General features: G+C 60.9%; 18 protein-coding genes and 1 pseudogene. 12 read left to right on the top strand and 7 right to left on the bottom strand.

From position 1 onward, the window contains the following. Positions 1 to 11 precede the first annotated feature (11 nt). The 5 genes from C7S18_RS25320 (at position 12) to C7S18_RS08630 (ending at position 6124) form a co-directional block, all read left to right on the top strand. Complete coding sequence (locus C7S18_RS25320; RefSeq protein ID WP_106891180.1) at positions 12 to 587, top strand: tyrosine-type recombinase/integrase; 576 nt, start codon at positions 12 to 14, stop codon at positions 585 to 587. A gap of 303 nt (positions 588 to 890) precedes the next feature. After that, a complete protein-coding gene (locus C7S18_RS08645) occupies positions 891 to 2582 on the top strand; it encodes a hypothetical protein (protein WP_146151833.1) in 1692 nt (563 codons plus the stop codon). Between the two features lie 48 nt (positions 2583 to 2630). Next, positions 2631 to 2972: a transposase gene (locus C7S18_RS08640; RefSeq protein WP_106891178.1), complete on the top strand. Its 342-nt coding sequence runs from the start codon at positions 2631 to 2633 to the stop codon at positions 2970 to 2972. A gap of 69 nt (positions 2973 to 3041) precedes the next feature. Continuing rightward, positions 3042 to 5513 carry a nuclease-related domain-containing DEAD/DEAH box helicase gene (locus C7S18_RS08635; protein ID WP_106891177.1) on the top strand — a complete coding sequence of 824 codons (2472 nt, stop codon included), beginning with the start codon at positions 3042 to 3044 and terminating at the stop codon, positions 5511 to 5513. Positions 5514 to 5701: 188 nt separating this feature from the next. Then, positions 5702 to 6124 carry a hypothetical protein gene (locus tag C7S18_RS08630; RefSeq protein ID WP_146151832.1) on the top strand — a complete coding sequence of 141 codons (423 nt, stop codon included), beginning with the start codon at positions 5702 to 5704 and terminating at the stop codon, positions 6122 to 6124. 450 nt (positions 6125 to 6574) lie between these two features. Here the strand turns inward: C7S18_RS08630 and C7S18_RS08625 are convergent, their stop codons facing one another. The 6 genes from C7S18_RS08625 to C7S18_RS08600 form a co-directional block, all read right to left on the bottom strand. Further along, positions 6575 to 7429: an efflux RND transporter permease subunit gene (locus C7S18_RS08625; RefSeq protein ID WP_240624011.1), complete on the bottom strand. Its 855-nt coding sequence runs from the start codon at positions 7427 to 7429 to the stop codon at positions 6575 to 6577. 33 nt (positions 7430 to 7462) lie between these two features. After that, on the bottom strand, positions 7463 to 7630 hold the full coding sequence (locus C7S18_RS25220) for a hypothetical protein (protein ID WP_240624010.1): 168 nt from the start codon (positions 7628 to 7630) through the stop codon (positions 7463 to 7465). After that, the gene (locus C7S18_RS25315) at positions 7590 to 7766 is read right to left on the bottom strand and encodes a hypothetical protein (RefSeq protein ID WP_425481098.1); all 177 of its coding nucleotides are present in this window, start codon (positions 7764 to 7766) and stop codon (positions 7590 to 7592) included. The genes C7S18_RS25220 and C7S18_RS25315 overlap by 41 nt, the downstream gene beginning before the upstream one ends. 61 nt (positions 7767 to 7827) lie before the next feature. Next, a complete protein-coding gene (locus tag C7S18_RS08615; RefSeq protein ID WP_106891174.1) occupies positions 7828 to 8172 on the bottom strand; it encodes a hypothetical protein in 345 nt (114 codons plus the stop codon). Positions 8173 to 8332: 160 nt separating this feature from the next. Next, positions 8333 to 8872, bottom strand: coding sequence for a hypothetical protein (locus C7S18_RS24190; protein ID WP_146151831.1), 540 nt, complete (start codon positions 8870 to 8872; stop codon positions 8333 to 8335). Positions 8873 to 9018: 146 nt separating this feature from the next. Continuing rightward, the gene (locus C7S18_RS08600) at positions 9019 to 9453 is read right to left on the bottom strand and encodes a MerR family transcriptional regulator (protein WP_106891171.1); all 435 of its coding nucleotides are present in this window, start codon (positions 9451 to 9453) and stop codon (positions 9019 to 9021) included. Between the two features lie 316 nt (positions 9454 to 9769). Here C7S18_RS08600 and C7S18_RS25310 point away from each other — a divergent pair, with 316 nt between their 5' ends. Beyond that, on the top strand, positions 9770 to 10009 hold the full coding sequence (locus C7S18_RS25310) for a hypothetical protein (RefSeq protein ID WP_425481119.1): 240 nt from the start codon (positions 9770 to 9772) through the stop codon (positions 10007 to 10009). A gap of 26 nt (positions 10010 to 10035) precedes the next feature. Here the strand turns inward: C7S18_RS25310 and C7S18_RS24915 are convergent. Next, positions 10036 to 10125: pseudogene (locus C7S18_RS24915) on the bottom strand (MerR family DNA-binding transcriptional regulator); the annotation flags it as partial. Between the two features lie 94 nt (positions 10126 to 10219). Here C7S18_RS24915 and C7S18_RS08590 point away from each other — a divergent pair. The 6 genes from C7S18_RS08590 (at position 10220) to C7S18_RS08565 (ending at position 16126) form a co-directional block, all read left to right on the top strand. After that, on the top strand, positions 10220 to 10852 hold the full coding sequence (locus tag C7S18_RS08590; RefSeq protein ID WP_106891170.1) for a cation efflux transmembrane domain-containing protein: 633 nt from the start codon (positions 10220 to 10222) through the stop codon (positions 10850 to 10852). After that, positions 10849 to 12816: an FTR1 family protein gene (locus C7S18_RS08585; RefSeq protein WP_106891169.1), complete on the top strand. Its 1968-nt coding sequence runs from the start codon at positions 10849 to 10851 to the stop codon at positions 12814 to 12816. Before C7S18_RS08590 ends, C7S18_RS08585 begins: the two co-directional genes overlap by 4 nt. Then, positions 12813 to 13154, top strand: a complete 342-nt coding sequence (locus C7S18_RS25305; RefSeq protein WP_106891168.1) for a DUF3703 domain-containing protein — start codon at positions 12813 to 12815, stop codon at positions 13152 to 13154. Before C7S18_RS08585 ends, C7S18_RS25305 begins: the two co-directional genes overlap by 4 nt. 27 nt (positions 13155 to 13181) lie before the next feature. Beyond that, on the top strand, positions 13182 to 13565 hold the full coding sequence (locus C7S18_RS08575; RefSeq protein ID WP_106891167.1) for a hypothetical protein: 384 nt from the start codon (positions 13182 to 13184) through the stop codon (positions 13563 to 13565). Between the two features lie 69 nt (positions 13566 to 13634). Next, positions 13635 to 14924, top strand: a complete 1290-nt coding sequence (locus tag C7S18_RS08570; RefSeq protein ID WP_106891166.1) for a TolC family protein — start codon at positions 13635 to 13637, stop codon at positions 14922 to 14924. Next, complete coding sequence (locus C7S18_RS08565) at positions 14921 to 16126, top strand: efflux RND transporter periplasmic adaptor subunit (RefSeq protein ID WP_106891165.1); 1206 nt, start codon at positions 14921 to 14923, stop codon at positions 16124 to 16126. Before C7S18_RS08570 ends, C7S18_RS08565 begins: the two co-directional genes overlap by 4 nt. Positions 16127 to 16145: the final 19 nt, after the last annotated feature.

The raw sequence follows: 16145 nt of genomic DNA, 5'->3' as shown, positions 1-16145 counted from the left end.
ACATTAGCAACATGCGAAACGCTCCCTTGAAATTGCCAGCACCGTTTGCTGGACTGTCACGCATCCTTGCATTGCAGGGATTCAGCGAACAGTCGATCGCCGCATTTGAGGCCGTAGTTCTCAATGGTTTCCGCGCTGGCGAGGTCGCAGCACTTCAGCAGCAAGACGTCGATTTGTCGCTTGGCCGAATTCGACGTAGCACTTCTGGCGATTGGCTACCCCTTCGAACCGAGCGCTCTAGCGCTTGGCGGGCGCTCGCTGATCCAGTTCGGCCACGTAGCCTGTTTTTTCGGAGCCGATCCGGGGGCTCTCTCTCCCGCATCTCCATTTGGCGCATCCTGAGAAAGGCTGGCGAGGCAGCGGGACTGGCCGAGCCGCTAAATATTCGGCAGGCGCGCGCCACCTTGGGGCACGCGTTAGGTCAGATCCATGCCTTACATGCGCGCACGCTGGCCACCTCAATGGGGCTGCGGGATGCCCGGTCAGTGCAACGATACTTGATGCCCTGCGATGCTGACGCGATTCCGTCTTCGCCGCGCGATTCGAGAGCATCCCCTCGGCGAAAGAGCGCGAAGCGGCGAAAATGACGCGCTAGCCATTTTGGTCGCGAAACTGCCACGCGAAATCGTTCTCCAGGATGCCATCTGCTTGGAAGTCTGAAACAAGATCAAATCGAAACCCGGCCAGCGCCGCAGTACGATGGCCGAGGAAGAGCAGCAAGCGGCTACCATGTCACCCAGCGTGTTGCGAGGGGACATCGTCTGAGCACGGCGCAAGCCCATACTGGCTCGGCATCAGAAAACTGAAAAGCGTTCTTGCGGTTGTAAGGATTACATCGCAAACTCGGTAAGCAATTGGGTCCCAAAAAATCACCTCACACTATGGCTACCATGAAGCTGGATGTGATATGGCAAATAGGCCATCGAGCAGGGAATGCAACTGACCTTGAGTCCCTTGAGTTCTTTAAGTGGCTGCGCATGCAGCGCAGCAGTGAACGCGTAGCGTTATATGCTTCTTCTCTAGGCACTTCATCGATCTTCGTGCATGCGGTGAGTGTACCGGCGACGAACATCGAACGCTCCTGGGACAGGCTGACAGAATGGAGTGCCAACCCCTTCGACGCAGCCACTTGTGGCCTGGTTTATGGCGGCGGAGATGGCGCTCGCATCGAACGGCATACACCTTGGGACGACCAGCAGCCAGAGCCATTGCAAGGCGCGACCCAACTGGTTTTCGGCCGATCTTTTGATGGACGAATTGGCCAAAAGACCTACTTCGAGTTGTCACAGGACATCACCATCGCCCACGGATTGCATTGGCTCGAAGAGCGAATGGCTTGGTGCCGGCTGGATGATGAGGGCGATATTGAGGAAATTGCGGGTGTGATTGAGCATCGCCTTTCAGCCGACGACATGGCGACACTGGTGTGGATCGATGGAAAGGTGCTCGAGGCCTATCTTGCAAGTACCAATGCTTGTCTCGCGCAAATGTTTGATTGTGCGTGGCTACCAACATTCGACATACCATTCGATCCGAATCGCATCAAGAGGTACACGGATGATGAAAGGACCTTGGTATGCAAGTTCGCAATCTATGAGAAGGCTTCGTGCTTTCGTGGTGTACAGTTTGTTGCGCCAGCGAGATCGGCTCGTGAACTAGGGGAGTTAGCGTACGCTCGAGTCCACGCAGCCGAGGAGTACGAGACGTTCCTGGTCCAGGATAGGAAGAATGATCAGGTCGTCGAATGCAGCTGCTCGCCTGACGCGCTGGCAAGCTATTTTGAGCCAGATTCCAGAGCTCCCTATGAAACCTCACCGGTGTTCTTCAAGTCACAAGTACTCGACAAGTACAAGGCTGATCGAGAAAAATACCGCTTGACTGACCGCACGCTGAGCTGTCGCAACGCGTGGTCGCTGAAGACCTACGACGTCAACGAAGCTGCACAAGTTCAGACGTACATCGTCTACCTGGGGAACCTACCGATCGCCGAGCAGCGCTACTGGAAGTCGTTTAATGAGCCTCCAAAAGGGACCATCTCAAAGCGTGCGTTCGTCAGTGACTTCGAGGGAAGACCAGACACGGAACCTAATGGACTGCGCGATTTGAAGGCCTTGCTGGCTCGACTCCATCGTGAATGCCCGCATTGGTTCCGTCTCAAGCAGCCTGAATTGCTCGACCATGTGAACTACCCGCTCACGGCCGCGCTCAAGCCTTGGGATGACGTCATCATCGACTTGACCAAGGTCGTTGTTGAAGGGCTCGATCATGGTGCGTTGAAGAAATTGGCCAAGACGCTGGGACGCCCCGAAGACAAAAGTTGGCGTTCTATCAGGTGGCTACGCGAGGCGCTGATTGGACTTAGTGTCGATGACGAGCGTGCCCGCGAACTCGTGGCCCCGCTGGAGCAGCTTCAGCAACTGCGATCGAAGCTCTCCGCTCATACGGGAGGCAACGAAGCGACCGAGATGCGTCGCCAGTTGTTGAAGGAGTTCAAGTCGCCGAGAGGGCACATCGAGGCACTCGCGACAGAACTGCATGCGAGCCTCACCGAAATCCAGGCAATTCTCCCGGAAGCATTCTAGATAACTCTGGCGCGTAACGATATTGACCGAGGATTTGGGGGTCGGACCATGACACAGCGTAAAAACAAACCCGCGAAGAACCGCCTTTCGGACCAAGAATTCGACACGCTCGCGTTGTTGCAAGCGGTTGATACGGTTGATCAGCTGAGGGATGATTTCAAAGACGGGCAAGGTGGCCGCCCGCTGCAGCTCCGCACGGATTTGCTTCGGTTGCATCAACTGGCCGTGGCCGCCCTCAATGAGGGGGCGCGAAGCAAGATCGGTGACCTGCTTGAACTGGCCGCCGACCTCGATGATCAGGTGTCAGACATGATAAGCAAGCTGGAGTCGATCCAGGAAGCGCTATCGCAGTTGCTGGCAGTGGATCCGGACAGCGAAGATGACGAATAGTCGGATCATGGCGCATTGGCGAATGAACGTCGTGTTGGCAACCTTGACTGGCATAGGGCAGACGCACTGATGGCCCGCATGATTCCGGCGGGTGGACCAATCCAGGCTGACGCGCCACCCGGCGAGTACAGCGTCTTCTATCTTCTCAAGTCTCAACTCCCGGACGACTTCGTCGTCATCCACAGTCTGCCTTGGCTGAGTGCGGCGGTCCGATCCGTAGATCCCAACTATGCGCCCACAGGCGAGATCGACTTTCTGATTCTTCACCCGGACCATGGCCTTTTGGCATTGGAAGTGAAGTCAGGTCGCTACACGATTCACGGTGCGGCTTTCGCGCGAGTCACGTGCGGCACAGACGTCGATGTGCTTCGACAAACCCGGCACAACGTCCATGGATTGGCCCGCTGGCTCGGCGGCACCGGCGTGAATGTCAAAATCGGATATGGTTTGGTGTTCCCGCACAGCGTGTTCCCGGACGCGGCGCTCGGGCCCGGGCTGGTTGACCGCTCTATGGGGTCGCCGAGACGGATCGTGATTGATCAGAGCGCGTTACCGAAAATGCGAGAACAAGTCATTGACCTGATGGCATACTGGCGGCGAGCCTTGAGGGTTGGGGCGTTAGGCGATCTCCGCTTGAATCAGATCCTGGACGCCTTGTGTCCAGCCTTTGATGGCAGCCCCATGTGGGCAGCGCGCGCTGCGACGGATCGCGAATTCTGGTTGCGCCTGACACCTGAACAGGCGAGCGCCTTGCAGCATCTCGGCCGAAATCAGCGGAATGTTGTCACGGGTTGGCCAGGAACGGGCAAAACCCTGTTGGCCATCGAATTGGTGCGGATGCTCTCGCGCCAGAACAAGCGGGTGCTGGTTGTGACATTCAACGCGCGGCTCGCGGACCGCCTTCGTGAGCAGCTGGCTAGCCTCGGCCCGAATTGCTTGGCCACGCACTGGCACAAGTACTGCGCTGATGCACGTCGCGTTCTTAAGCGCTGTCCGGTCACTGACACTCGGGATTGGTTCGACCACGAATGTTTGAGTGACTTATCAGCGGCCCTGGCGAAGAGCGCGCTTCCACGTTTCGACGCGTTGGTGGTCGACGAGGCACAAGCGTTCCGCCCTGCCTGGCTTGAACTCTTGATTAGGTCCGTTGGGTCGGGACCGGCCACTGCGTTCTGCGACGAGACCCAGCGTTTCTGTTTCGAGCGCGAGGGGGCCGGATTAGCCGAAATCCAGACAATTGTCGGGGCATCGGATTCCTACTTGCTGACCCAGGTCGCGCGGATGCCACGCGCGATCACCGATCGCTTGATCGATATCGCCAAGCCGAGCTACCAAGTGAGCTCGTCGCGCGCGCCGGCCGAGGACACGCTGCAGGAACGCATCTTGGACCCCTCGCCTACCGAGCTTGAATCCTGCATCGACAAACTAATCAAAGAGGGAATGAGCGAGCGCGACATTGTGGTCTTGACCAGTTCGGTCAGCAAGCTCGCGATGACTGCTCGATTGGCGGGCCGAAGTATTGATGTCGAGACTGCGGCTCGATTTCGCGGAATGGAATCGCCTGCGGTCGTCATTGCTGATGCGCATTCACTGACCGATGAGGAGTTGTTCTGTGCCTATTCGCGTGCGACAACGGTCTGTATTGCCCTGTTCGATTGCGAGGGATTGGCTTGGCGCCCGGCGGGTCTGTTCCAGAACGCGCTGACTGAGTCGCCCAAGACCCGTGAACGATTGACTAAGGCCCGTCACCACTCGGCGGCGGCGTCTATCGTGCGAGCTGAAAGCGCGGCCCGATTTGAGCCATTGCGCACCGTCGCGTTGGGTTGGTCTGCCAAGTGGGGCGCTTGGGTGCTCGAGCTCGAAGATACGGACGATCCACGGCGCTATTGGCGTGGATTTCTGACCAGCCAGCACTCAGCGCCCGTCTACTTCTGGTACGCCAAGTCTCGACGCGAGTTCTTTGCCTATTTTGAGCAGTTGGATGACCCGTATCCTGGAGGCACCTGCATCGGCCCCTTGCTCGCACAATCTTGTGCGCGTTGCAAAATGGTGATGCCGCATACGCGAACGAAGTTTGAATGTCTTGCCTGCGCCGGTGAACTCCGGCCTCGGGTCCCGAGGCCGTCGCCGGAACTCTTGAATCGTTTGGTTCAGATTGATGCGGCGCTCTCGTCATTGGGTTCCGAGACACCCGATTGGAGTTCGATCCGGGCCCTGCCCTTGGCGCTCTTTGTCTTGGCCATTTCAGCTCATGCTCGTAGCAATGCGCGCCACAAGGCGTTGGGTTTACCACCGCTACCGACCGGAACAACGCTGCTCTATCGGGCAGCGGCTGCCTGCGTCCAGGCCGACCTGGTGCGCGCCCCGCCTGGCGAAACATTCGTCGTGAACAAATTGGCTGATCGCATTCGGCCACAGGTACCGCTCCCCGACGACACCAGCGACCGGGAGTGGCGGATCGCGATCGCGAGCGCATTTGGGGCCCTGTCGATAAAGCGCATCGTGAAAAAGGTTTCGAAGGGTATCTATATGCTGCCATAGGGCAACGTTCTCGGTGCTCGTCCGCTGTGTCGTTTCGCCGACTTCAATTGAGATTGGCCTGGAAGCGCACGTATCTGAGTACTCGGCGACCTGGCAATGGCTCGAAGTAAGCGCGGGCACCGGATGGCCGTTACGGTAGTTCAATGCGCGTTTTTCGACGCGCCTGCAGACCAGTCCGGTAGAGTCAGATGATTCATCCGGGTACAAGGAATAGTCAAATGCAAAGGGTCTACGCTGCTGTCTTGATTACATCGTTTTTGATGCTGTGTTGGCACATTTTCGGTCGATGGGATCCAACACGGCTCATCAGCCTCAATGGCAAGGGTAAGCCATCTGCCGAAGTCACTCTGAAAGAAGATGGCAAAGGCCAACTCACGTACTTGGCAGCCGGAGTGCCTGACACTGTTGACGTCTCTTTTGGCCCACAGCGGGGTGCTGCTTCCCTGCCCTTCTACGAACTCAAGGTATTGAGCAACGGTCGGTCGCTGCGCGCCAACATGGTGTTCAAGTTGATCGCTGGTCAAGGTGGACCGGAATTAGTCACTTGCATCGACTGCGCGATTCTCGGCAAGAACGCTTTGCCGATGGTGTGGGAAATCGCCAGAGAGTGATTCCGTGTGGCCGCCGCAATTGGGATGTCAACCGTTCTTGCAGCTCCCCGTTTGTCCAGCACATCCGAGGAGCCTCCATGAGACGGTGGAACGAAACACGCAAACACGATCAACGCCCCACCATGTAGCCGGCGCAAATTCCCTCGCGCGCCATCCACTGCCATCGATCGGCGCCGATGGCAGCTGGTTCAGCCAATGGGAGGCTCTGCCGGTAAATGCGCGATTTCCCGCAATGGGATTGTTAGGTGATTGATTAACCGCCGAAAACTGCCTCATCTGCCTATGTATTTGAGCGGTTCGCTGTCCTTTTAAGAGATACTCGCCATCAGTCAACTTGCGGGACCGCCGTTCGCGGTGAAGTCGGTTGCTCTTGAACTCCCGGAGCAAGCTGAGGGGGGCTTTTTGGTTGCGAGTTCCCGAACGATTTCGGGCGACTCGACCGCCAACCTTTCACTGCGTGGATATCTGTGGGTCCGGGCGTTTGCACGCGGTTTGGCGCCGCCGCAGCGGTCGGTACGCCACCGGCATCACGAGCATCGACAACAACGGCGCGCTGATCATGCCGCCGACCATGGGCGCGGCAATGCGCTGCGTGACTTCGGAGCCAGTACCGGTGCCAACCATGATCGGCAGCAAGCCAGCGATGATGACCGCGACAGTCATGGCCTTAGGGCGCACGCGCTGTACAGCACCTTCCTGGATCGCGGCGAGTAGCGTTTCGGTGGTGGCAGTTTCGCCGCTGGCCAGTCGCGATTCCCAAGCCTGTTTCAAGTACAGCAGCATGATGACGCCAAATTCGGCGGCAACGCCGGCAAGTGCGATGAAGCCGACGGCGCTGGCGATGGACAGCGCGTGACCGAGGGCATAAAGCAGCCAAAATCCGCCGATCAGCGCAAACGGAACGCTGAGCAGGATGAGTGCCGCTTCGTCCAGGCGCCGGAAGGTCAAGTACAGCAGCACGAAGATGATCGCGAGCGTCGAGGGAACGACGACGCGCATCTTGGCTGCGGCGCGTTCCAGATACTCGAATTGGCCCGACCATGCGACGGAAACTCCTGCGGGCAGGACCACATTTTGAGCCACCTTGGTGCGTAGATCATGCACGACCGAAGCAAGGTCTCGACCGCGAATATCGACGTAGACCCACGCATTCAGTCGGGCGTTCTCGCTGCGCAGCATCGGTGGTCCATTAGTGATGCGGACTTTTGTCAGGCTACCCAGTGTCAGCTGCGCACCGGTTGGCGATAGCAGCGGCAGATTGCGGAGCTTGCTGACGCTGTCGCGCAGCTCACGGGGAAAACGCACGCTAATCGGAAATCGCCGCCGACCTTCGGTGGTTTACCCGATCGTCTCGCCACCGATGGCGGTCGACACGATCGACTGCACGCCAGCCACGCTCATGCCCTGGCGCGCCGCCGCAGCACGGTCGATGTCGATATCGATGTAGCGTCCGCCGGTCAGGCACTTAGCGTGTGCCGAGCTGACTCCGGGAACCGATTTGACCACGTGCTCGATGTCCGTCGCGGGCGACCACGCTGATTCGGGTCTGCGCCAGCTTGGCGTGTTCGACAGCGCGGATCTGCGCCTCGCTCATGCCGAGCAGCCCGAGCCGCTGGCGGGCCGCATCTCGGACCTCAGCCAAGCCGCTCGATTGCGTGCGGCGCAGTGCCAAGTACTCTCGTCAGGGCATGCAATGCAGCGGCCTAAGGGGTCTCAGCCGAAGGAAACGCCCGATCTCGGCGCCGGGCGGAGCCCTCGACGACTTCGGCCCGCACGAGATTGTCGTCGATGACCTCGGTGACGCGCACCTGTGCCACGGGGGCGACTGGGGTCAATGGAACGCGTTTGGGATTGTGCGCCCGGCGGCGCCGAAGGTCATAGAGAGCACCTACAGCTGGTGAGCCATCAAAGACCCGTAGTTCGACAACGTCACCATGGGCGTGGGTGACGCGGCCCACTGATTGGCGCGACGACCGGGCATCAGCTTCGTGGACGAACATTGACAACGCCAACAACGACAGTAAGACAGTGGATTTGAAAATAGACATGGGAGGTCTCCAATAGCTGGACAGACCTAGTGGCCTATCGCGAGCAGGGGGATGTTCGGCGGTATCGGCGGCAAGAATGCTCGCGCGTCGCCAGATGCACAGCAGGACAAAGATTCGATGTTCAGCGCCCAGGTTTGGCGCATCCGACCGGGCTTAGCGCTTAAATCAGCAGCCGCCCCAGGAAGTGAGGTGGTGGATACCCCGGCTCGCGCGCTCGCGCTGACATCGGTGCGATACGCATCTCGATCCGGTTGAATGTCCAGTCGAAGTGATCGGGCGCGATTGGCAGCGCGGCAAAGGCTGTGCCATTGACGTCATACAGCGCCTGGCCGACAACGCAGTGGGAAGCATCGCAGCGTGCGGTATCTTCGCCGGCACCATGACAGGGCATCGTGGGCGCAGCGTGCGCTGTATCCATACCCAGCCCGGATTGAACCGGCCCGCACGCGTTGATGGCCGCTGCGGTCTGGCAAAAGACCAGCGCCAGCAGGCATAGCCAAGTCAAGATTTTCGGGGAGCAACGCATGGTCGTTTTGCGCTTGATCTCAAGGATATGTGGGCAGTCTACTTCCTTCAACGATTCTAAGACCCGCGCTACCGGAAAAAGTTTCACGCTGCCGATCGATTTTTGAAGACGAGGGCCCGCCCAGCACCCGACCCAGCAAGGCAAAGGTGTTGCAGGTCGGGACGTGATTGCCACGGTCTTGCTTCTCGATCCGCGGCGAAGAGACTCTGCAGGAACTAGATGACAGTCGAAGGATGTTAGTTGGCCAAGACCCGTGCCAGCACGACGGGCTTGCACCAGAAGGACATCCATCGGTGGAACGAAGTTCCGTGACCTGACGGTCACGGCACCATCGCTCTTGGGCTATTGGCCTTGCCGGCGTTGGGTCGTTCCCGCCAAAGCGTATTGAGGATCACGCATCGTGCGCGCTCGCCGCCCCCGCAGGCCGCGACCGTGCGCTGCAGCTCGTCTGCCATGCGCCTGAGTTCGCTTATCCGCTGCTGGATTTCGGCGAGGTGGTGCCGGGCCATATGGTCCACTTCTGCGCACGACAACTTTGGATCGTCACTCAACTGCAACAGGCTGCGGATCTCATCAAGGCTGAAGCCGAGCTCGCGCCCTCGGGTCGTGAAGCGCAACCGCCGCAGGTCGTCCTCGTGATAGTCGCGGTATCCACCGCCGGTGCGCGCTGGCCGCGGCAGGAGTCCGATGCGCTCGTAGTACCGAATGGTTTCTATATGACAACCGCTGGCAGCGGCTGCTTCGCCAATTTTCATGTCTTGACTCTGTAGTAACTACAGGGTTCAGCATGGCAGCCCACGTGCAAGTCGTCCACCTCCAGTTGCGGTTGTCACGACACTGCCGAGAGTCTGACCGCCACCCAGGACGCGACGCTACGGCGCACATTGGTCGGCGTGCTGGCGATCAGCCTGGTCCTGTTCGCTGGCGAATTCTCCATCGGCGCTTGGATCGGTTCGAGCGGACTGTAGGCCGTTTCCCTCGACAGTCCGGGCGATGCACTGGCCTATATGCTGAGTCTCTACGCCGTCGGCCGATCGTTTCGCTGGCGCGCCGGCGCGGCTCTATGGCGCATTGTCCCCGTTCACCCCCGCCACAGGCCTAGATCGTGTCCTGACGTTGTCGCGGCATTTCGGTCAGTTCAAGCACACGCTGGCGAATCTCGTCGAGGTGATGCCGAGCGATCTGGTCGGCCTCGACGCAGGAGAGTTTGAGATCGTCGCTGAACTGCAGCAGGATGCGGATTTCATCCAAGCAAAAGCCGAGCTCGCGTCCGGGGCAATGAAGCGCATGCGGCGCACGTCATCGGGTTGATAGACCCGATGGCCGCTACCGGCGAGCTCCGGCACCGGCAACAAGCCGATCCGTTCGTGGTACCGGACCGTCTCCAAGTGACAGCCTAAGGCGGCCGCGGCTTCTCCGATTCTCATGTCTTGACCCTGTAGTTGCTACGGGGTTTATCATGCCCAGATGCCGCTGGCGCTGACACTTGCGTCGAGCTCCGCCCCTTCAAAAGGAGTCCGCATGAGTAACTGTGGTTGTCAGCACGAGGCCCGCAATGCGATGGAACGCCGCGTCCTTTGGGTCGCGTTGAGCCTCAATGCCGCCATGGCCGTCATTGGCGCAATGGCGGGCTGGATCGCGCAGTCGGCCGGACTTCTCGCCGATGCGCTGGACATGTTGTCGGACGCGACTGCCTACGCCATCGGTTTGGCGGCGATCGGTCGCGCTGTCCGATTCAAAGTCAACGCCGCGTACGCCAGCGGTGGCGTGCTCCTGCTGCTGGGTGTCGGCGTACTTGCCGAAGTTGGGCGCAGGGCGCTTTATGGCAGCGCGCCTGAGGGCGCCTGGATGATTGGCATCGCTTGTTTGTCATTGGTCGTCAATGTCGCGGTCCTTCGGTTGTTGTCGCCGCTTCGTGATGGCGGTGTGCACCTTAGGGCCAGCTGGATTTTCACCCGCGCGGATATCGTCGCGAATGTCGGCGTGATCCTGTCTGGCGCCCTCGTGGCATGGCTCGACTCTCGTGTCCCGGATCTGGCGATTGGCGGGCTGATTGGCCTGTATGTCATTAAGGAAGCGCTGGAAATCCTGCGCGAGGCCCGATCGACACGCGATGACGCCGCTGCGGTAGAACCAACAGAGGCTGACCAATGACGCCAGCCTCTCCCCATTTGTCCCTGCGTCGTTGGGGTGTGACGACGACCCGTATACGGATCGCTCTTGTATTTCTACTCGCGGCATGGGCATCGCTGGTCGTTGGACAGACACAAGATCCGGAAGCGGCTGTCACCTGGCGCTTGCTCGACTATATCGCCGTGGACTATGCGGGCGCTGTTCACGCAGGAGCAATCATCAACGATGCCGAATACGCGGAGATGCGCGAATTCTCGATGACGGTCACCAAGCAGCTCGCTGCGCTTCGCGCGACACCCCAGCAGGCCGCATTGAAAGAGGAAGCCGCGCGACTGACAGCTTTAGTCGAGCAGCGTGCGGCCCCCGATGAGGTAGCAACGGCTGCACGGAAGTTGGGTGCTCAATTGATTGCGGCCTATCCGGTTCCGCTTGCGCCTGCACAGGCACCGGATTTGGCACGCGGTGCAGCGTTATACCAATCGTTGTGCGCCACGTGCCATGGTGCTACTGGCGCTGGAGATGGTTCGGCAGCTGGGAATCTTGATCCCGCTCCGGTCGATTTCACAGACGAGGCACGAGCACGAGAGCGCAGCGTCTTTGCGCTCTATCAGGTCATCACGCAGGGGCTTGAGAGCACGGCCATGGTCAGCTATGCCGGCCTGCCGGACGACGACCGTTGGGCGCTCGCTTTTCATGTGGGCGGCATCGCCTACCCGGCGCCGACACCGGAGGCTTCAGCCCCGTTTGACGACCGCCTCGACATGAATAACCTTCAGCAGTTGGTGCAGAAGACGCCGGCGACACTCGCCGCGGAAGTTGGCGATATCCGTGCCAAGGCAATAATGGGCTATTTGCGTCACCACCCGCCGGTCGTCCCAGCGGCGTCTGGCGATCAGTGGGGCATCGTTCGTGCACGACTGAACGACACGGTCACCGCCTACCGGCGCGGCGATCATCTAGCAGCACGGGCAGCAGCGCTAGCAGCCTACCTGGACGGTTTTGAACCGTTGGAGCCCATCATCGCTGCGCGACAACCGGCCCTGATGCGGCAAGTCGAACAGGCGATGATGGCATTGCGCGGGAGCATCGACCGCAGTGCCTCAGCGGTTGAGGTTGAGGCACTGGCGCGCGATGTTTCTGTGTTGGTGGATCAGGCCGAAAATGCGCTTGCTGGCGCCGATGGCGGTGGCTGGTCAGCCTTTCTCGGGGCACTCACGATTCTGGTCCGCGAAGGATTGGAGGCGTTGCTGATCGTGATTGCCATGGTTGCGTTCCTGCGCAAGGCGGAACGGCGCGATGTTCTTCGGTACGTGCATGCCGGTTGGGTGGGTGCCCTTGCGGCAGGAGTGGTGACCTGGGTAGTCGCCACCTATGTCGTGAGCATCAGTGGTGCGCAGCGTGAGGTTGTTGAAGGGCTTTCCGGTTTGCTTGCCGCCGTGGTGCTGGTCAGTGTCGGCCTTTGGCTACATCAGAAGAGCCACGCTGGTCGCTGGCAGCAATACCTCAAGGAAAAACTCTCTCAAGCGCTGTCGCGACAATCGGCTTGGGTCCTGTTTGGGCTCAGCTTCGTTGCCGTCTATCGCGAGGTATTCGAGACGATTCTGTTTTACACCGCGATGTGGAATGAGCAAGGTGACAACCGCATGGTGATCGGTGGCTTCCTCACCGGAGTGCTGATCCTGGTCGGTGTGACGATCGCGGTGCTGCGTTTTTCGCGGCGACTGCCTATCGGTCAGTTCTTCTCGCTGAGTTCCTTGCTGATGGCAATCCTCGCAGTCGTGCTGACCGGAAAAGGTATCGCCGCGCTGCAGGAGGCCGGCTGGTTTGCTGTCGCGCCGGTCGCTTTTCCACGAATTGATTGGCTGGGCGTGTATCCGTCTGTGCAGGTGTTGACGGCGCAAGGCATCACGCTGGCAGCGCTGGTGGCGGGCTATCTGGTCAACAAACGCCTTGCGAGGACGTCGCAATCGAGCTCATCGGTATGAAAGGGATCGTCGTGCTGGGAACAGCAGGTGAGCGGGCGTGGCAAGCTGCAGAAATAGCGCGGCGAACAGGCGCGCGCGGTAGAGCGTTCTCGCGCTTAGTGCGGGCGCATATCCGCAACCAACGCATCACCAGGATGCAACTTAGATGCCATCTGGCCATGTTGCGCGTTGGCCGGTTGCAACGGGACGCGCGTGAAATCGTCGGTCAGTTCCCGCGCGACTTCGCTGCATTGTTGTTTTCGCGCATCGGGGGGGGCGGGCAGCGCAAGCGCCGGTGCGTTTCGACCGATACCTGTCCGCGGCGATCCGAACGCCGGCCCGCACAACGCGCCCACTGAGATTGTGTAACGCCAAGCCTCCACACTATGCTGACAACGATGTCTAATCTCCGCCCCTTCCGACTTGCATCGCTGCGCCGCGCTCCTGCGCTGGCGGGCTTCGTGCTGGTTGTGTTCCTGATGCGGATAGGGATCACGATGGCGTGTGAACCGCATGAGTTCGCCGAGCTGTTTGGCGGCAAGACTGAGCAGGTGCAGATCGCAGCGTCCGGTGAAGACAGCGATCGTGGGCCGCTCAACGACAACGCAGCGTCCGATCATTGCCGTCAGTGCAGTTGCCACCACGGCGTGACGTTGTCGTCACTGCCCGTCACCTTCACAGTCGTGACAGGGTCTACGGTCACAACCCTGGAAGACATTCCGCACACTGACGTGTCGCCCCAGCGCGAGCTCCGGCCTCCCATCGTCTGAACCCTGATCGTCACGATCCGGCGTGCGCCAGCACGTCGGGCTGCTTTCATTGTTCAGAGGAATATTTCCATGTGGTTTTTCTTGTTGCCGCGCGGTCGGCTGACCGTGCGTGCACGGCGTTGGCACGCCGTGCTGATGTTGAGTGCCTCCGCTATTTTTTCGTCCCCGCTGATGGCCGCGACGCCGGAACAGTTGTCCGATGCCGTACGCACGGCCTGGGCTGCACACCCCGCTGCCGCTGCGACCGAGCAGACGTTGGCGGCGGCACGCGCTCGCGCTGACGCCGCAGGGCGCCCCCTCTATAACCCGGAGATCGAGTTAGACGTCGACGACGAAGGTCAGGATCGGACGACTACCGCCGGCATCGGCATGACGCTGGACCTCTTTGGCAAGCGCGATGCGCGTGCCGCAGCCGGCGATGCAGCCCTCGCACTCGCCGAAGCGCAGGCCCACCTGCGCCGTGCCACGTTCACGCAGGCCTGGTTGCAAGGCTGGGCCGAACGCCAAGCCGCGCAGCATCGCGTGCAGCTCGGCGCGCAGCGCGTGGCCCTGGTAAAGCGCTTTGCCGAACTTGCCGACAAGCAGTTCGGTGTTGGCGACATCTCGTCGCTCGAGCGTGACCTCGCGCTGCTGGCGCGGGATCAAACGATGGCCGAGCAGGCGACGCTGCTGGCCGATGCAGCCGCAGCCGATGAAGCGTTTCGGGTCGTGGGCGGCCTGCCGGGGCGTGTGCCCGATTCGGGCACTGATGAAGTACCTCCGGCGCTGACGCTTGCCGACGAGAATCTCCGCGCCGTGCCCGAGCAGCGAATCGCGATGGCGCAGTCGCTGCAGGCCGAACGACTGGTGACGGTGGCGGCAAGCGAACGCCGCGCCGATCCGACGGTCCGCCTGCGCGCCGGCCAGGTGGATCTCGGCCCAACCAGCGACAACGTCATCGGGTTGACGGTGAGCGTGCCGCTCTTTGTCCGCAACAGCTATCGAGCCGAGGGCGTCGCGACGCAGGCCGACAGTGCGGCTGCGGCGGCCGAGCTGCAACTCGTATCGCTGCAGGTTGAGGCACGGGCCGAGCGCGCACGGGTGACGTACGCCTCGGTGCGCGACGCCTGGACACTCTGGGCGAAGAGCCCCGGGACAGACGTTGAGGCTCGAGCCGGCTTGCTGGAGCGCCTATGGCGCGCCGGTGAGATCAGTACCGCTGACTACCTGATCCAACTGCAGCAGACACTCGACACCGCACTCGCTGGCGCCGACCTGCAAGGCCGCGTCTGGCGGGCCTATGTCGATGCCCTGTACGCCACCGGGCAACTTGATGCCTGGGTCGGCTTCGAATCTTCTGCCTCCGAGGTGACCCCATGAATCGTTTTTCCACCGCGACCGCTTCTTTGCTGCTGGCCGCGATGCTTGCGTTGACCGCTTGCGGCGATGACGCAGAGCGTCCCGAAGGTGTGGCGGCAAAGCCTGCCGCTCAGGCCAAGGCCGAAGAACCGCATGCCGAAGAAGATGGCGATGAACATGATGACGAGCACGCCGGCGAAGACGTCGATGAGCATGGCGAGCAAGGGATGGAACCCATCCGCATGAACGCTGAAGCGATGCAGGCAGCCGGTATCCGCGTTGCGGCGCTGGCACCGGCGGCGCTGCGCGAAGAACTGCGGGCACCCGGCGAAGTCGTCGACAACGCCTACGGCACTACGCTGATCACACCTCGCGTCGAAGCGCTGGTGGTGCGCCGGCACGCCAAGCTTGGCGACGAGGTCAAGGCTGGCGCGCCGCTGGTGACGCTGTCGTCCGTGGAAGTCGCTACCGCCCAGGGCACCTTGTCGATCGCTGAGCAGGACTGGAAGCGCGTGCAGGCGCTGGGTAAGGAGGCGGTGTCGGGCCGTCGCTACAGCGAAGCGCAAGTCGCCGTCGAGCAGGCCCGTGCCACAGCACGCGCGTACGGGCTGGAACCGGGCGCGAAGGGGGCGGCCAACGGCGAGTTCACGCTGCATGCGCCGCATGCCGGACGCCTCACTGAAGATGCATTCGTCGTTGGTGAGCGCATCGAGCCGGGGCGAACACTCTTCCGGCTGGTCGACGAATCCATCGTTTGGGTCGATGCGAAGTTGCCCGCGGACGCGGCCCGCCGTGTCGCGGTCGATAGTCCTGCACGCGTTGTGCTCGGCGACGTGACCTTGCCGGGCAAGGTCGTTCAACGCGCCCACCGCACGGCCGAGAACACGCGCAACGCGCTGGTTCGCATCGAGGTGGCCAACACGGGCGATCAGCTGCATGGTGGTGACTACGTCGAGGCCTATCTCGACGCTGGCGGCGAAGCCGAGCCGCAGCTCGCAGTACCGACCGATGCACTGCTGCAGCTCGAAGGCGAGACGATCGTGTTCCGCCAGGACGAGGACGGCACGTTGACGCCCGTCGCGGTCCGAGTCGGCGCCGTCGTCGGCGGCAGGACCATCGTGCTCGATGGCCTGGCCGCGGGCAATGCCATCGTCGTCGAGGGCGCGTACGCGCTCAAGGCGCAAATGCTTAAGTCGCAATTAGGGGAAGGTCATGCGCATTGACGGCTTGATCTTTTCAACG

This window comes from Ahniella affigens, from assembly GCF_003015185.1.
Classification (GTDB): Bacteria; Pseudomonadota; Gammaproteobacteria; order Xanthomonadales; family Ahniellaceae; genus Ahniella; species Ahniella affigens.
The sequence above is the reverse complement of the archived record's forward strand: the minus strand, read 5'-3'. Positions and strand labels throughout refer to the sequence as shown.

Excerpts from the sequence above, each read along its gene's own strand:
- C7S18_RS08630 (WP_146151832.1), top strand. The coding sequence starts at position 5,702 with ATGATTCATCCGGGTACAAGGAATAGTCAAATGCAAAGGGTCTACGCT.
- C7S18_RS08570 (WP_106891166.1), top strand. The coding sequence starts at position 13,635 with ATGTGGTTTTTCTTGTTGCCGCGCGGTCGGCTGACCGTGCGTGCACGG.
- C7S18_RS25320 (WP_106891180.1), top strand. The coding sequence starts at position 12 with ATGCGAAACGCTCCCTTGAAATTGCCAGCACCGTTTGCTGGACTGTCA.
- C7S18_RS08640 (WP_106891178.1), top strand. The coding sequence starts at position 2,631 with ATGACACAGCGTAAAAACAAACCCGCGAAGAACCGCCTTTCGGACCAA.
- C7S18_RS08600 (WP_106891171.1), bottom strand. The coding sequence starts at position 9,453 with ATGAAAATTGGCGAAGCAGCCGCTGCCAGCGGTTGTCATATAGAAACC.
- C7S18_RS08585 (WP_106891169.1), top strand. The coding sequence starts at position 10,849 with ATGACGCCAGCCTCTCCCCATTTGTCCCTGCGTCGTTGGGGTGTGACG.
- C7S18_RS08575 (WP_106891167.1), top strand. The coding sequence starts at position 13,182 with ATGCTGACAACGATGTCTAATCTCCGCCCCTTCCGACTTGCATCGCTG.
- C7S18_RS08645 (WP_146151833.1), top strand. The coding sequence starts at position 891 with ATGAAGCTGGATGTGATATGGCAAATAGGCCATCGAGCAGGGAATGCA.
- C7S18_RS08590 (WP_106891170.1), top strand. The coding sequence starts at position 10,220 with ATGAGTAACTGTGGTTGTCAGCACGAGGCCCGCAATGCGATGGAACGC.
- C7S18_RS25305 (WP_106891168.1), top strand. The coding sequence starts at position 12,813 with ATGAAAGGGATCGTCGTGCTGGGAACAGCAGGTGAGCGGGCGTGGCAA.
- C7S18_RS08615 (WP_106891174.1), bottom strand. The coding sequence starts at position 8,172 with ATGTCTATTTTCAAATCCACTGTCTTACTGTCGTTGTTGGCGTTGTCA.
- C7S18_RS08635 (WP_106891177.1), top strand. The coding sequence starts at position 3,042 with ATGGCCCGCATGATTCCGGCGGGTGGACCAATCCAGGCTGACGCGCCA.
- C7S18_RS08565 (WP_106891165.1), top strand. The coding sequence starts at position 14,921 with ATGAATCGTTTTTCCACCGCGACCGCTTCTTTGCTGCTGGCCGCGATG.